This is a genomic window from Streptomyces mesophilus (assembly GCF_040300965.1).
Taxonomy (GTDB): Bacteria; Actinomycetota; Actinomycetes; order Streptomycetales; family Streptomycetaceae; genus Streptomyces; species Streptomyces mesophilus_A.
In genome coordinates this window covers 1-15251 of record NZ_JBEPEW010000118.1, presented here as the reverse complement: position 1 = coordinate 15251, position 15251 = coordinate 1, and the positions used below count along the sequence as shown (strand labels likewise).

Genomic DNA, 15251 nt, shown 5'->3' with positions numbered 1-15251 from the left:
GAGGAGACGTGAGCGAACTCGTCGAGCGGTCCGCAGCCGCCTCCGACCTGGCTCAGCGGCGGTCCGGCGTGACCATCAGGCAGCTGTCGCAGGAGGCCGAGTTCCGGGACGCCTGCGACCTGCTCGACCGGGTGTGGCGCCCACCGTCGGACAGCCCGCTCATCACCATGGCGCTGCTCAGGGGATTTGAGCACTCGGGCAGTTACGTGGCCGGCGCGTACGAGGCCGACCGGCTGATCGGTGTCTGTATCGGCTTCCTCGCGGAGACCGGGCTGCACTCGCATATCGCCGGCGTAGACGCGCGCGCCCGCGGCCGCAACATCGGGTTCGCACTGAAGGTCCATCAGCGGGCCTGGTCCCTCGAGCGCTCCCTCACCAAGGTGACCTGGACCTATGACCCGTTGGTCAGCCGCAACGCCTACTTCAACCTGGCCAAACTGGGCGCGGTGGCCGAGGAGTATCTGCCGGACTTCTACGGGGTCATGGACGACAGCGTCAACAAGGGCCAGGGATCCGACCGGCTGCTCGTCGGCTGGAACCTCGCCGATCCCGCCGTCGCCGCGGCCTGCATCCGGCCGCACCACCAGGCCCCCGTCCCCACGGACGCTGCGCCGGGGCTCGACGCGGACGCAGACGGACTGCCCGTGCGCGGACCGCTCGACGGACCCTGCGTCAGCGTCCGCATCCCGCCCGACATCGAGTCGTTGCGCGGGGAACGTCCGGAGGCCGCCCACGCGTGGCGCACGGCGTTGCGGGACACCCTCGGCGGCCTGCTCGCCGACGGTGCGGCGGTCACCGGATTCACCCGCGACGGCCGGTATCTCATCGAACGGAAGGGGGACCGATGAGGGCCGCAGTCGCGAGGTGGCCCGTAGGTCTGTGGCCACACCACCCCCGGGTGCGCAGGTGAGCGGCCGGGCCCCGCTCGGCCGCGTCCTCGCGGACCTGGGCTCGACCTTCATCGTGTCCACGGTCGGCGAACCGGATCCGGCGCGGCCGGTCGGCGGGGTGCTCATCCACGACCCGCACGACGCCCCGGCACGCTTGCCGGGGGCGATCGTCCTCGGCGTCGGGATCTACGGCGCGGACGAGGTCGTGGGCCTGGTCGAGTGGGCCGCCGTCCTCGGCGCGGCGGCCGTCATCGTACGAGCCCCGATCGCCGTGGACGAAGCGGTGGAGGCGGCCGTCGCCGACGCGGCGATCCCGGTGCTCGGTCTGATGGCGGGTGCCTCCTGGGCGCAGGTCGCGGCGCTGCTGCGGTCGATGCTCTCGGTCGACGAGCTCGTCGGGGAGCCGGCCGAAGAGCCCCTCGCCGGAGACCTGTTCGCGCTGGCCAACGCGATCTCCGCGCTGCTCGACGGGCCGGTGACGGTCGAGGACCGCGACGGCAGGGTGCTCGCGTTCTCCAGCCGTCAGGACGAGGGCGACGAGGCCAGGATCGCGACGATCCTCGACCGCCAGGTCCCGGCGGAGAAGCTGCGGGCGCTGGAGGAGCGGGGTGCGTTCCGACTGCTCTACCGCAACGACGAGCCGCTGTATCTGGAGGGGATCGCGGACAAGCCGCGGGTCGCGATCGCGGTCCGCGCGGGCGGCGAGATCCTCGGCTCCATCTGGGTGGTGGTCAAGCAGCCGCTGACCAGGGACCGCGAGCGCGCGCTGAGCGACGCGGCCAAGGTCGCCGCCCTGCATCTGCTGCGCCGCAGGGCGGGCGAGGACGTCGGGCACCGGCTCCGTGCCGACCTGCTCGCCACCCTCCTCGAAGGCGGCGAGGGCGCTCCCGGAGCAGCCGCCAGACTCGGACTCTCCGCCCAGCCCGCCTGCGTGCTCGCCCTCGCGACGCACACCTCGCCGGCCGCCGACCGGTTCGCGGCGACCCCCACCTCACCGGCCGCCGACCGGGTCGTGGCGGCCGACCGGATCGCCGGCGCGCTGGCCCTTCATCTGAACGCGATCCACCCGAGGACGGCCACCGCCACACTCGGCGGCGTCACCTACGCGGTGCTGCCCGCCACTTCGGACGAGGCGGCCCGGCGGGTCGCCGAGTCCTTCCTGGAGCGGATCGGGGACCGGGCGTCCGCCGTCATCGGGGTCGGCGGTGTCGCGGGCAGGCCCGAGGACCTCCGCCGTTCGCGCGCCGAGGCCGACCAGGCCCTGCGGGTGCTGCGCGAGCGGCGGCCGGACCTGCGGACCGCCCGGCTCGCCGCGGTCTACGTGGACGCCCTGCTCCTCGAACTGGCCGACCGGATCGCCACCGACGGCGGCCCGCCGGACAACCCGATCGTCCGGCTGCGCGTCTACGACGCCGAGCACGGCACGACGCTGACCGAGACGCTTGCCGCCTGGCTCGACGCGTTCGGCGACGTCATCTCCGCATCGGCCGCCATGCACGTGCACCCCAACACCTTCCGCTACCGCCTGAAACGGCTCGCCACGGTGTCCGGTCTCGACCTGTCCACGCCCGAAGCCCGCTTCGAGGCGATGCTCCACCTGAGGCTCGCGCCTTAGGGGCAGTCCCTCACACCACCTTTGGTTCGGCGATCGCCGCAAGTTCCGCGCCGCGGCGGACGGTCAGGGCGTGCATCCCGTAGAAGAGCCGCCCGGTGACCGGGGACACCACCGTGGTGCGGGTGCCGTCGGCAGGGCTGAGGAGGTGCCCGAGCGGAGCGCCGGCCGTCGCTTCGTCCCCGGCGGTGAGGGCCGGATACCAGAGTCCGGTCGTCTCGGCGGTGACCGAGCAGGCCCACAGCCACTCGCGCACCGGCACCGGCTCGCCGACAGCGGTGCGGGCCGTGACACCCGCCGTGCCCAGGAGCCGGAGCAGTCCGTCGACGAGGCGGGCGGCGGTGTCCGGGTCGCGGCTGCCGCGGTCGCCGACCTCTACGAGCAGGGCCGGGATACCCCGACGGGCGGCTGCGGCATGGCTGTTGCCGCCCTCGGTGGTGCGCCCGATGATCACGTCCTCGATACCGAGGACGTGGGCGAGTTCAGCCGTACGGGCATCCAGCGCACGGTCTCCGGTCAGGCGGTGGCCGACGAACTCGCGCAGGGTCTCGTCGATACCGCCGGAGTGCAGGTCGACATAGAGGTCCGCACCGGCGCAGAGGTGAGCGGTGTGCCAGCCCGCGAGCCGTTCGGTGGGCCCGCCCTGTGGGTCGCCGGGGAAGACCCGGTTGATGTTCACGCCGTCGAGCGGCGAGACACCGAGGCGTCCGTCGTACACGGCCGGAGGATTGGCCACCGGGCAGATGACGACGTCGCCGCGCACGTCCTCGGGCGTCAGCCGCGCCGCGAGACGCGTGGCCGCTTCGATACCGCAGAACTCACCGCCGTGCATACCGGCCGTGATCACGACCCGGGGCCCGTGGCGCACTCCACGCACCTGCGTGACGGGCAGTTCGACGGTGAGGGTGCCCAGGTCGACCGGCACACGGTGCGAGGTCTTCGTGCCGGGTCCGATGGGCGGGATCATCGCATGGCTCCAGTGGTACGAGGCCGGGGGAACGCGCTCGTGAGCAGTTCCCCGGTACGGGGGTGGACCTCGCCCCGGCCGTACAGGGCGGAGGCCGCGAGCGTCTCCACGATGCGGCCGCCGTCCATGACGGCGACCCGGTGGGCGACGTGCCGTACGACGGCCAGGTCGTGGCAGATGAACAGGTAGGCGAGGCCGAGACGTTCCTGCAGGCCGGTGAGCAGGTTGAGCACCCCCGCGCGCACCGACGGGTCCAGGGCCGACACCGGTTCGTCGAGGACGAGCAGCCGCGGCTCGCTGACCAACGCCCGGGCGATGCCGACGCGTTGGCACTGGCCGCCGGACAGTTCGTGCGGCAGACGGTCGCCGAGCCGCGGATCGAGCCCGACGGTCTCCAGGAGGTGGGTCACGTGGTCCGGTCCGGCCCCCGGATCCCACCGGCCCTGGACCCGTAGCGGTTCGGCGACCGCGTCACTGATCCGCAGGCGAGGGCTGAGCGAACCGTAGGGGTCCTGGAAGACCGGCTGGAACCGTGGCCGCAGCGGGCGGATCGCGGCCTCGTCGAGCGCCGTCAACTCCCGCCCGTCGAAGCGGACTTCACCGCTGTCCGGCCGGCGCAGCATCAGCGCCGCCGCGCCGGTGCTGGACTTGCCGGAACCGGAGGGGCCGATCAGCGCCAGCGTCTCACCCTCGGCCACGTCGAAGGAGACCCGGTCGACGGCGGTCACGGGAGCCGCGCGCCGGCTGCGGCCGGGATAGCGGACGGTGAGGTCTCGGATGCTCAGGACGGGGTTCACGGAGTGGTTCCTTCGGTGAACAACTGCTGCGGTACGGCGGGGAGTTCGCGCCATCGGTGGCAGGCGGCCAGGTGCCCGTCCGCCACCGGTTCGGGTCGGGGAGCCTCGCTGCGGCAGCGTTCGTCAGCGCGCGGGCAGCGCGGGGCGAACGCACAGCCCTTCAGGTCGGCGAGCTCGTACGGCGCGGGCGGTGCGCCGCCGATCGCGGGCAGCCGGCGGTCTGGGGCCGGGGTGTCCGGGGGAAGGGAGGCCAGCAGGCCCGCGGTGTACGGGGCGCGGGGCCGTGCGAGTACGTCCGCCACGGGCCCCGACTCGACGGCCCGGCCCGCGTACAGGACGAGGACCTTGTCGGCGTGGTGCGCCACGACCCCCAGATCGTGGGTCACCAGGAGCATCGCCGCACCGCTCGACCCCCGGAGCTCGGCGAGCAGTTCGAGGACCTGCTCCTGGCGGGCGGGGTCGAGGGCGGTGGTGGGTTCGTCGGCGACCACCAGGTCCGGCTCGTTGATCATCGCCATCGCGATGACGGCACGCTGGCGCATCCCGCCGGAGAACTCATGCGGATACGCCCGGGCCCGCCGGGCCGCGTCCGCGATGCCCACGTGTCCGAGGGCCGCCACCGCGGCGTCCCGCGCCGCGCGGCGCCCCGTCCCGCGCACCGAGCGCACGGCGGCGGCCAGTTGATCGCCGACCGTGTGCACGGGGCTGAGCACGGACAGCGCGTCCTGCGGTACGAAGGCGATCCGGCGGCCCCACAGTCCGGCGTACACGGCACGCGGTGCACCCAGGATCTCGCGGCCGCGGAACTCCACGCTGCCGTTCAGCCGCGCGGTGGGCGGCGCCATCCCGAGCACGGCCCGGGCGGTCAGCGACTTGCCCGCCCCGGTCTCGCCGACCAGCGCGAGTACCTCCCCTTCGCGTACGTCGAACGAGACTCCCCGGACCGGCGTCAGACGCTCGTCCGGGAATGCGACGTGCAGATCGCTTACGGACAACAGGAGTTGAGGCTCGGTCATGCGCGCTTTCCCTTCGGTGCGTACGGGGCGGTGCGGGAGAGCGACACGGCCAGACCGGCGAGCAGGGCCAGCGCGAGCGCCGGTGAGAGCGCGGCCCACGGCGCCCGCTCCACGTACGCGCGTGATTCGTCGAGCAGCAGACCCCACTCGGGAGCCGGTGGCTGAGCGCCGAGCCCGAGGAAGCCGAGCGAGGCGAGCGCGAGCGCGATGCCGGGCAGGCGCAGCAGCGCGTGCCGGGCCACCGGACCGGACACGGCCGGCAGTACGTGCCGGGTGAGCACCCAGCGCGGGGATGCGCCGATCGCCCGCTGCGCGGTGAGGAATCCGGCCGAACGGGTCTCCTGCACCAGGGCCGCGGCGTGCGCGGCCAGCGGCGGCCAGGAGATCAGCGCGACCGCCACCGAGGCCCCGGCTGTGCCAGGGCCGAGCGCCGCCGCGACGAGGATGCCGACGATGACCGGAGGCAGCGCGTTGGCGACGTCGGCGATCCCCGAGGACAGCGACGGCAGGAAGCCGATCGCGACCGCGATCAGATAGCTGATCAGGCAGACGGCGAGCGCCACGCCGACGGTCGCGGCGGCGCCGTGACCGAGCCGCGCCAGCACATCCCGGCCGAGACCGTCGGTGCCCAGAGGGTGCTGCCACGAGGGGGCGGAGAGCCGGGCCGTGACCTCGACCGCGTACGGCTCACGCAGCAGCCCCCACCCGATGACCGCGAGCAGCACTGCCGCGAGCACCGAGGGAACGGCCTTCTGTGCCGGGCCCGTCGAGCGCCGGGGCGCGGACGGCAGCGCGAGAGCCGCATCCCTGAGGCCGGGGCCGAGCAGCCGTCCGCGTACGAGGTGGGCGAGGATGCCCGCCACAAGTCCGAGCACGAGCAGGGCGAGCACCGCGCCCTGCAGCAGCGGCAGATCCTGGGCCTTGGCGGCGCCCAGCGCGGTCCGGCCGATGCCCGGGATCGCGAACACGGCCTCCACCGCGACCGCGCCCCCGGTCAGCCCGACCGCGACCAAACCGAACTGGGGCACGATCGCGGGCATCGCCCGGCGCAACGACGCCAGCGCGATCCGGGGCGCCGAGACACCCGAGGCACGCCACAGATCGGCCCAGCGCTCCGCGTACACCGCGGGCAGCGCGTCGTCGACAAGGCGGCCGAGCAGTCCACCGGCGGGCACCCCCATCGCGAGCGCGGGCAGCACCATCGAGGCCGGCCCCTGCCAGCCGGAGGTCGGCAGCAGCCCCAGCCAGACGCCGGCCGCGATCAACAGCACGGTCGCCAGGAGGAATTCGGGCACGGAGGCGAGCATGGCGGCGGTCGCCCCCGGGGAGCCCGACCCGCGCAGTGTGCCCCGCGCACCGCGTACCACCGTCCGCGCGCAGAGCGCGACCGCGACCAGCAGGGCCACGACGAGCGAGGCGCCCATCAGGGCGAGGGACACCGTGAGCCCGGACAGCACCGACGGCAGCACATCGGACCCCGACACCCAGGACCGGCCCAGGTCGCCGCGCAGCAGCCCGCCGGCCCAGCGACCCAGCAGGGCCAGGGGTCCGGCATCGAGGCCGAGGTCCTCGCGGATCGCCGTCAACGCCTCGTCGGTCGCCTCCTGTTCGGCGGACCGGGCACGCAGCACGCTGAGCGCCGCGTCCCGTCCGGACAGCCAGGGCAGGAGCCCGATCAGAGCGAGGACGACGCCGAGTCCTCCGACACGAGCGAGTGCCGCCCTCATGCCGGCCTTACGAGACGGCGTCCCCCTCATACCGGGCTTACGGCCCGCCGCCCCCCTCATACCTGCCCCACGAGCGAGTGCCGCCCTCATGCCGGAGCCCTCACTTCACGTACGTGTCGGGCGTGACGAGCAGACGCTCGCGCGGGTCCTTGGCCGAACCGACCACCCGGGGGGAGTCGCCCTGGATGACCCGTTCGTGCAGCATCGGAAGCGCCGCGTCGGCATTGAGCACCGCACTCTCGGCGGCCAGGATCGCGGCGCGCCGCTGCGGCCCCGAGGCTGCCTTCGTGGCCTTGCCGAGGGCCTTGTCGACGGCGGGATCTGCGAGTTGGGAGAGATTGAACGAGCCGTCGCTCGCGAAATCGCTGTAGAGGTACGCCGCCGGGTCGCCGGAGTCGAGCACGGTGGCCCGCGACAGGACGAAGGCGTCGAACTTGCCCGCGAGAGCGTCGGCTTCGATCGCCGCGTACTCCCGGACCTCCAGCTTCACGGTGAACCCGGCCTGCTGGAGCTGCTGTTGGAGCGCGGCGGCGACCTCGGGGAGCTCGGCACGGTCGGTGAAGGTGCCGATGGTGATCGCCTTGCCGTCCGGCTTGCCCGGCGCAGCGGGCTCGGTGCGGCCGGCGCGCTGCTCGGCCCACGGGATGGCGGGCCCGAGCAGCCCTTCGGCGACATCCGCGCGGCCCTCGTACACCCCCTTCACGAGCGCCTCGGCGTCGATCGCGCCGCGGGCGGCGGCCCGCAGCGCGGGGTCGGCGAAAGCGCCGCGCTCGGTGTTGAGGTAGAGGGTGTTCGTGCGCGGCATCGGCACTTCGGTGATCTGGTCCTCGTCGAGCACCGCCGCCTGCGACACCGGCACGGACTCGACGATGTCCGCCTCACCGCTGCGCAGCGCGGCGGCCCGCGCGGTGCCGTCGGGCACGAACCGCACGTCGATCCCGGGTGCCTCGGGGCGGCCGCCCCAGTACGCGCCGTTGCGGTCGAGCGTGGCGGAACTGGTCCCGTTCACCTTCTTGAGGACGAACGCGCCGGTGCCGGCCCCGACAGGGTTCACCGACTTCCCCCGGTACGCCTTGGCGGCCAGGACCGACAGCTGCGGCGAGGACAGGCGCTGGGGCAGCAGCGGGTCCGGGGCCGCGGTGGCCACCTTCACCTTGTCGCCCTGCGCCGTGACGGTGAGCTTGACCCCGTCGAGGATGCGCGGCTTCGGTGCGGCCTTCGCGGCTCGGGTGAGGGAGCGCACGACGTCCGCGGCCGTGAGCGGGGTGCCGTCATGGAAGGTGACGCCCTTGCGGAGGTGAAGGTCCAGGCCGCGTCACCGGACGCGCGCCAGGAGGTGGCGAGCGCGGGCCGCGGATCGCCGTTGGCGTCGAGCGTGACCAGGGTCTCCGCGGTGCTCCAGCGCGACAGCTTGAAGGCGTCGTCGCTGAGCGGGGAGAGCCCGGAACGCGGCGGCTGCATCATCACCACGCGCAGGCGCTCGGACGAGGAGCCGGACTCCCCGCCGCCGGGTGCGAAGCAGCCCGTCAGGAGCAGGGCTGCGACAGCCGTGAGGGAGAGGGCAGGCAGGGGCGTGGGTATGCGCACTGAACATCCAGGTCCGTGGAACGGGGCAGGTCTGAGGACCTGGACGACAATAGCTGATGATAATCGTTTTCAACTAACGAGCGGCCGGCGGTCCGGGCGCGGTCGTCCCGGATCCCTCCTCGACGACCGCGCCCGTAAGAGAGGACTGCTTACCTGCCTCCCGCATCAGCTCCTGCCGGTACCGGCTCCCGCACCGGTCACGACGAAGGAGTACGCGACCTCGAACGGCCCGTGGCCGTACGAGACCGTGATCTTGTCGCCGTGACCGGTGCCGAGACCGGCCAGGTCGAGGGTCGCGCGGAACGTGGTCGAGTTCTGACCGGTCTGCGTCACGGTCAGCGGCGTGCCGGAGCGGCCGCCCACCTTCACCTCGACCGTCCCCTTGTCGAGCACGCCGGCGTCCAGGTTCAGCGGCGCCGCCAGCTCCACCGACACCTTCCCGCCGCGTGGCACCACCTGTGCGGGTACCCCGCCCGCAGTGCGCACCTCGAGCCGGGTGCGGTCGGCGGCGCGCCAGGCGAGCGAGGCGTTCCATGCGCTGTTGAACGACACCCAGCCCTCGGTGTGGCCGATGTTCTCGGTCTCCGGGCTGAAGGGGTAGTGGCCGTTCTTCGGGCTGCCGTCGAGCACGCCGGGCAGGTTCTCCAGCAGGCCGGCCCCGCCGTAGTACTCGGAGAACCAGCCCCGCTCCACGCCCTCGAATCCGTCCGCCGCACTGGCCGCGTCGTAGGAGGCGTGCCGGCCGGTGGGGTTGCGTCCGAAGATGTTGTCGACGTGGGCCGTGGCGAGTTCCCGCAGCCGCCCGGCCAGCGGATCGTCGCCGAGCAGGCGGGCCGCGGCGAGTGCGGGCGCGGCGAAACCGGCCACGTTTCCGGTCTCGTTGGGATCGTCGGCGCCACCGCCGGTGAACGCCGGGATGGTCCAGCGGTCGTCGGAGTAGCGGCGGAAGTCCCAGAGGTTGTCCGAGCGCTGCGTCGCCGTCCGCGCCCAGTCACGTACGAACTCCTCGATGCCTTCGGGTGCTTGGTCGGGGTACGCCTCGGCGAACTGCACAAGACCGGTGATCAGCACGTGCTCGCTCTGCCGCTGTCCCTTGGTGGTACGCGGATCCGCGAGGTCGAGGTGGGCGATCAGCCATGCGGTCTGGTCCTGCGCGGCGCGCAGATAGCGCTCGGCGTCGTCGCGTCCCTCGCGCTTGGCCACCTCGTACATCATCAGGTTCGGCCAGACCGAGTGGCCGGGCGGAAGCTCACCCTTGCCGGTGCCGACTTGTGTGTACACCTGGAACAGGTCCCCGGTGTGGGGCGTGAAGGCCTGCCAGTAGTAACGGTCGCGCTCGGGGCTGCCCCACGAGGCGAAGAGATGGTCGCGGGCGCGCTCGTAGACGTCGGCCGGTATGTACGTGTCGAGCTGCGGATAGGCGTAGACGAACGCGGCCAGCTGCTCCTTGAGTTGGGGATCGTTCACGTCGGCCTCGAGCAGCAGCTCGACGCCCCAGTGGATGAGCCGCACGATCTCCGGGGTGTTCTGCGGCAGCGTCGTCGGGAGCCCCTTGTAGACCGCGTCGTCCACGGTGATCTGATCGAACGCGCTCGGGTTGGCGAGGTACAGGTCGACGAGCGTCTGGATCTCCTTCGAGTAGTGTGCGCCGTCGCGCCAGGTCACGGCCTTCATGCACTCGCGGTGACCGTAGGCGTCGCTGACGAGCCCCGGCCCCTCCGCCTTGCGCGTGAAGTCGCCGAAGTAGCAGCGGCTGCCCGACATGAACTCGATGGCCCGGCGGTACGAGACCCGGTCGATCCAGTACGCGCCGATGCCGAAGGGCACCGAGGCGCCGACACCCGCAGCACCCTTGACGGTCACGACGAAGTCCCCGTTGTCGCGCGGGTCGAACGTGGTGAAGTCGCCCACGCCGTCGGTCACCTTGCCCCGGTGGCGCACCTTCCCGGACGCGTCGGTGACCGTGAAGGGCGCACCGTCCTCGGCCCGCGGCGCGGAGAACCGCTTCGGCTCGCCGAGCCCGAACCCGCTCTGGTTCAGGAGTACGGGCTGGGCGGCACGGGGGTCGCCGGGAGCTGCGTCCTGGACGGGGAGCGGCTCGGCTGACGCTGTGGTTGCTGCCGTGGGCAAGGCGCCCACGGCCAGTGCTGTGGCGGCGACTAGGGCGCAGATCCTGACGCGGGTCACATCCAACTCCCAGATATACAAGGCCAATTCGTATCGCGGATACTTCACCCGCCATACGAGGCCGGTCAACCGTGCTGCAGCAGTCGCACCATCTCAACTCGGCTTGCGTGTAAGGGAGGTCGGCGCAAAGCCCCTGTACGGGGCATGTCCGCCCAAGCGTGCCTGGGTAGCTCTCCACAATGTGGGCGTCACATCCATTTACCAGATGTTGCTTCTGAGATATGGTCCGTCGCGTCGCAAGGAGTTGATATGACGATGACCACCGAACCCCCGCCGGTGCGAGCCCCCGCCCGCTCGCCCGTGCGGGCGGGGAAGCGCTCCACACTCAACGGGCGGGACCGCACCTTCGGCTTCATGCTCGCGGCCCCCGCAGTGGCGCTCTTCCTTGCCGTGGCGGTGTATCCGCTGGTGGCGAGCCTGGGAACCAGCCTCTACGACCAGTCCCTCATCCGGCCCGGCCGCTCGTTCATCGGGTTCGACAACTACTCCGACGTCTGGCCCGACTTCGTCGACCGGCTCGGGACCACGCTCGTGTTCTCCGTACTCGCGACGGTCTTTCCGCTGTTCCTCGGTCTGGGGCTCGCGCTGCTCCTCAACGCCCGCCTCAAGGGGCGGTCGGTACTGCGCGGCATGCTCATGCTTCCCTGGCTGCTGCCCGGTGTCGTCGTCTCGTTCCTCTGGGCGTGGATCTTCAACGACAGCTACGGCGTGCTCAACCACGTCCTGTCGCAAGTGGGCCTGCCGGAGGTCGACTTCCTCGGGGCTCCGGGGACCGCCATGGCGGCGGTGATCATCGCCAAGTCGTGGAACACCTTCCCCTGGGTGATGGTGGTGATCCTGGCCGTCCTGCAGACCCTGCCGCGCGAGCAGTTGGAGGCGGCCGCGATCGACGGCGCTTCCCGCCGGCAGCGCTTCTGGCACGTTTCGCTGCCGCATCTGATCGGCCCGGTCGCGCTGGTGACCATGCTGGAGTTCATCTACAACTTCGGCTCGTTCGACATGATCTTCGTGATGACCGGGGGCGGCCCCGGCACCTCGACCATGACCCTCGCGGTCAGCATTTATCAGTACGCGTTCGTCGAGTTCTCCCTGGGCCGTGCGGCGGCCATGGGTGTGCTGTGGCTCGTCGCCCTGTCCGTGGTGTGTGCCGCGTACTTCCTGCTGAACAAGAAACTGGAGGCGCGACGGTGAGCCTCGTGTCGTTCCTGCCGGCCCGACGCCGCTCACGCCATGTGGGCGAGGGCATCACCCGGCCGACGCTCGGCGTCGCCGGCAAGCTGAGCCTGGCGGTGCTCGGTCTGTTCGGACTGCTTCCGGTGTACTGGCTGGTGGCCACCGCGTTCATGCAACGCGAGGACGTCTTCTCCAAGGACCGGCCGTTCTTCCCGTTCAACCCGACCCTCGACAACTTCGGCGCGTTCTTCGAGGACACCGCACTGCTGTCCGCCCTCGGCAACTCGGTGATCGTCTCGGCCGGGACCGCGGCGGTCTCGGTCCTGGTGTCCGGACTGATGGCGTACTCGCTGTCGAAGTTCCGCTACCGCGGACGCAACCTCTTCATGGTCATGTTCCTCGTCGGACAGCTGGTACCCGGGGTCCTGCTTCTGGTCTCGCTGTACCTGATGTTCAGCGCCGCGGGACTCCTCTATACGTATACGGCCGTGGTGCTGGCGTTCACCACGTTCACGCTGCCGCTCACCGTGTTCCTCCTCAAAGGCATCATCGACGGGCTGCCGGACGAGATCATCGAGGCGGCGAAGGTGGACGGCCTCTCCAACCTGGCGATCCTGTTCAGGATCATCTTTCCGCTGATCACCCCTGGTCTGGTCACAGCCGGGATGTTCGCCTTCATGCGCGGCTGGAGCGACCTGCTGTTCGCGCTGACGCTGGCCGGACCGGACAAGCAGACGCTCCCGGTCGGCATGACCACGGCCTTCATCCACGAGGGCTCAGGTGACTGGCCGGCCCTGATGGCGGCTTCGGTGATCACATCCCTGCCCCTCGCGCTGATCTTCATCGCCTTGCAGCGGTACTTCGTCTCCGGCCTCGCCGCCGGAGCGGTCAAGGGCTGAGCAGCCCGCTTCCCACCCAAAGACACGACTCCCACCCCAAAGACACGATGGAGCCATCATGTCCAACCTTCCTCAGCAGGCCATGACCCGGCGAGGAGTCCTCGCGGGTCTCGGAGCTCTCGGACTCTCCAGCGCCTTCGGTCTGACGGCGTGCTCCACTTCCACGCCCGGCAATGCTGCGGGGAGTGGTGCGTCGGAGGCCGACACGATCAAGCTGTACGGCAACGCACTCGGTGAGGACGCCCAGAAGGCGGCGTGGCAGGCCGTCGTCGCGGGCTGGGAGAAGAAGTCCGGCAAGAAGGTGAAGCCCGTCATCTTCCCCTACGACCAGGCGGCCACCCAGCTGGCGCTTGCCGCGAAGTCCGGCTCCTTCAACGGAGTTTCCCAGGGGCCGTGGCAACTGCTCGTCCCCATGGGGATCCTCGCCGACCTCTCCGATCTCGCCGAAGGCATGGACATACCGCAGGCGGTGGTCGACGGACTGCGCGTCGACGGAAAGCTGTACATGCTGCCCCTGACGGCCTCGGGCATCGGCCTCGTATGCGACGGCCGGATCGCCGACGAGGTCGGGCTCAAGAGCGGTCTGACGGTGGAGGAGTTCGCGACCGCGCTGGAGAAGATCAAGCGCCAGGACTCCGACCTCATCCCTTACGCGGCGGTCACCAAGAACCCGGACCTCAAGGACGCCGTGCACTGGATGTGGGGCTGGGGCAGCGAGGTCGTCACCAAGGACCGGAAGTGCACCATCGGCGACGCGGAGAGTGTCGCGGCCATCGAGTGGTACAAGGAGCTCCAGGACGCCAAGCTCACCAAGGCGGGCGTCGCCCGCACGGACGCGCGCATCATGTTCGCGCGCGGGCAGGCCGTCATGTACGACGACGCCCCACTGGCCAACACGTTCGTGAAGTCCAACGGCGGCCCGGCGGATCTGGCCGCCGCCATCCGTCCGCTGCAGCGGCCCACCGCCAAGGGCCTCCCCTCGTACAACCGCTTCTGGGGCTCGGGTCTGGCCTGCAGCGCGGGCAAGGGGGAGAAGACGAGCAGGGACTTCATCTCCTACGTGGCCACCGACCTCAGCGCGGCCACCGCTCTGTACAAGCAGTCCGCGCTGCCGCCCGCCGACAAGAAGGTGGCCGACCGGATCGAGGCCCTGCAGAAGGACACGTTCCAGACCGGCTTCGCCAGTGCGGTCGCGGAGCACGCCCGGCTCAGCGCATGGGACACGTTGGCCACCACGGCCCGGATCGACACGGCGATCGGCGAAGGGGTCGCTTCGATCCTCGCAGGTCAGGTCGGGGTCCAGAGTGGCCTCAACGACCTGCGCAAGAAGGTCGAAACAGCACTCGAGCAGGGGTGACGCGGGCAGGCCCCGCCTCCGTGGTGGGGCCGGACCATACGTGGAAACGTAACCCACAAAGCGGATGACCGATATAAAATGGTCGATCGACGCCGCCCACAAGACAGGAGAACCATGGCTGCCGAACACGGCGCCGGAACGCAGGCCGTCGAACGCGCGATGTCGCTGCTCGCCTGCTTCACCGATGAGACCAGCGAACTGCGGATCTCCGAGCTCTGCGCCCAGACGAATCTGGGGCAGTCGACCGTCTCCCGCATGGTCTCGTCACTGGACCGCATGGGTTTCCTCGCACAGGACGCCCGGACCGGTCTGTACCGGCTGGGCCCGACCGTGGTGACGCTGGGGTCGGTGGCGCTCAACAGTTCGTCGATCTTCCGGGCCGCGCGGCAGATCGCCCAGAACCTCGCCCATGTCGCCGACCTCGGCGCGAATCTGGCGGAGTTCCGCGACGACCAGCTGTTCTACCTCGGGAACTTCGAGGGCGCGAAGTCTCCCAAGTCGTTCACCATGGCCGGACGTACGGCGCCGCTGCACGCCACCGGCATGGGCAAGACGTTCCTGTCGGAACAACCCGCGGAGTATGTACGGGAGTTCTACGGCAAGGGGCTCGGTATCGCCTACACCCCGCACACGATCACGGAGCTGTCCGCCATGGAGAGCGCGCTGGCCGAGGCGCGCAGCCGCGGTTATGCCACGGAGATCGAAGAACTCGCCTTCGGGCGGGCCTGTGTCGCCGCCCCGATCCGCGGCCGCGCAGGTGATGTGGTGGCGGCGCTGTCGGTGAGCGGTCCCCTCTCCGAACTGGAGGACCCTCAGCGCCTGCGCGAGCTCGCCCTGATGGTCGTCGAGGCTGCCGACGAGGTGTCCGTCGCGCTGGGCTTCACCATGACCCGGGCACCGCAGCCGCGGGTGCCGCTGGGTTAGCGGGGGGCCGCTGGGTTGGGGGAGAGGCGGGGGGGGGGGGGTGCCGGGGGGGCCCAGCCCAGATGCCCGCAGACCCGGGGGACAGGGGCAAATACCGTGTGGGTGGGGGGGGCCC

11 protein-coding genes and 1 pseudogene are annotated in these 15251 nt (G+C 71.2%); 6 read left to right on the top strand and 6 right to left on the bottom strand.

All coding sequences use genetic code 11. The features are described from left to right. Window positions 1-8: 8 nt before the first annotated feature. Both ABT367_RS31020 and ABT367_RS31015 read left to right on the top strand, forming a co-directional pair. Window positions 9-848 carry a GNAT family N-acetyltransferase gene (locus ABT367_RS31020; RefSeq protein ID WP_352256589.1) on the top strand — a complete coding sequence of 280 codons (840 nt, stop codon included), beginning with the start codon at window positions 9-11 and terminating at the stop codon, window positions 846-848. A 31-nt stretch (window positions 849-879) separates the two neighbouring features. Further along, window positions 880-2505, top strand: a complete 1626-nt coding sequence (locus ABT367_RS31015; RefSeq protein WP_352256588.1) for a PucR family transcriptional regulator — start codon at window positions 880-882, stop codon at window positions 2503-2505. A gap of 10 nt (window positions 2506-2515) precedes the next feature. Here ABT367_RS31015 and ABT367_RS31010 read toward each other — a convergent pair whose 3' ends face one another. The 6 genes and pseudogenes from ABT367_RS31010 to ABT367_RS30985 form a co-directional block, all read right to left on the bottom strand. Beyond that, complete coding sequence (locus ABT367_RS31010; RefSeq protein ID WP_352256587.1) at window positions 2516-3469, bottom strand: succinylglutamate desuccinylase/aspartoacylase family protein; 954 nt, start codon at window positions 3467-3469, stop codon at window positions 2516-2518. Then, entirely contained in the window at window positions 3466-4266 is an 801-nt protein-coding gene (locus tag ABT367_RS31005; protein WP_434975578.1) for an ATP-binding cassette domain-containing protein, read from the bottom strand. The genes ABT367_RS31010 and ABT367_RS31005 overlap by 4 nt, the downstream gene beginning before the upstream one ends. Further along, window positions 4263-5282 carry an ABC transporter ATP-binding protein gene (locus ABT367_RS31000; protein WP_352256586.1) on the bottom strand — a complete coding sequence of 340 codons (1020 nt, stop codon included), beginning with the start codon at window positions 5280-5282 and terminating at the stop codon, window positions 4263-4265. Before ABT367_RS31000 ends, ABT367_RS31005 begins: the two co-directional genes overlap by 4 nt. Further along, window positions 5279-7009 (bottom strand): ABC transporter permease subunit, encoded by a 1731-nt coding sequence (locus ABT367_RS30995; RefSeq protein ID WP_352256585.1) that lies wholly within the window; start codon window positions 7007-7009, stop codon window positions 5279-5281. The genes ABT367_RS31000 and ABT367_RS30995 overlap by 4 nt, the downstream gene beginning before the upstream one ends. A gap of 100 nt (window positions 7010-7109) precedes the next feature. After that, window positions 7110-8596, bottom strand: a pseudogene (locus ABT367_RS30990) (ABC transporter substrate-binding protein). Between the two features lie 165 nt (window positions 8597-8761). Next, window positions 8762-10783 carry a hypothetical protein gene (locus ABT367_RS30985; protein WP_352256584.1) on the bottom strand — a complete coding sequence of 674 codons (2022 nt, stop codon included), beginning with the start codon at window positions 10781-10783 and terminating at the stop codon, window positions 8762-8764. Window positions 10784-11038: 255 nt separating this feature from the next. On the opposite strand from ABT367_RS30985, the gene ABT367_RS30980 reads away from it, so the two are divergent. The 4 genes from ABT367_RS30980 to ABT367_RS30965 all read left to right on the top strand — a co-directional run bounded on the left by ABT367_RS30980 (window position 11039) and on the right by ABT367_RS30965 (window position 15136). After that, complete coding sequence (locus tag ABT367_RS30980) at window positions 11039-11974, top strand: carbohydrate ABC transporter permease (protein WP_352256583.1); 936 nt, start codon at window positions 11039-11041, stop codon at window positions 11972-11974. Then, entirely contained in the window at window positions 11971-12855 is an 885-nt protein-coding gene (locus ABT367_RS30975; RefSeq protein WP_352256582.1) for a carbohydrate ABC transporter permease, read from the top strand. Before ABT367_RS30980 ends, ABT367_RS30975 begins: the two co-directional genes overlap by 4 nt. A 58-nt stretch (window positions 12856-12913) precedes the next feature. Further along, window positions 12914-14212 (top strand): ABC transporter substrate-binding protein, encoded by a 1299-nt coding sequence (locus ABT367_RS30970; protein ID WP_352256581.1) that lies wholly within the window; start codon window positions 12914-12916, stop codon window positions 14210-14212. 114 nt (window positions 14213-14326) lie between these two features. Next, a complete protein-coding gene (locus ABT367_RS30965) occupies window positions 14327-15136 on the top strand; it encodes an IclR family transcriptional regulator (protein ID WP_352256580.1) in 810 nt (269 codons plus the stop codon). Window positions 15137-15251 lie beyond the last annotated feature (115 nt).

Excerpts from the sequence above, each read along its gene's own strand:
- ABT367_RS31010 (WP_352256587.1), bottom strand. The coding sequence starts at position 3,469 with ATGATCCCGCCCATCGGACCCGGCACGAAGACCTCGCACCGTGTGCCG.
- ABT367_RS31000 (WP_352256586.1), bottom strand. The coding sequence starts at position 5,282 with ATGACCGAGCCTCAACTCCTGTTGTCCGTAAGCGATCTGCACGTCGCA.
- ABT367_RS30995 (WP_352256585.1), bottom strand. The coding sequence starts at position 7,009 with ATGAGGGCGGCACTCGCTCGTGTCGGAGGACTCGGCGTCGTCCTCGCT.
- ABT367_RS30980 (WP_352256583.1), top strand. The coding sequence starts at position 11,039 with ATGACCACCGAACCCCCGCCGGTGCGAGCCCCCGCCCGCTCGCCCGTG.
- ABT367_RS30970 (WP_352256581.1), top strand. The coding sequence starts at position 12,914 with ATGTCCAACCTTCCTCAGCAGGCCATGACCCGGCGAGGAGTCCTCGCG.
- ABT367_RS30965 (WP_352256580.1), top strand. The coding sequence starts at position 14,327 with ATGGCTGCCGAACACGGCGCCGGAACGCAGGCCGTCGAACGCGCGATG.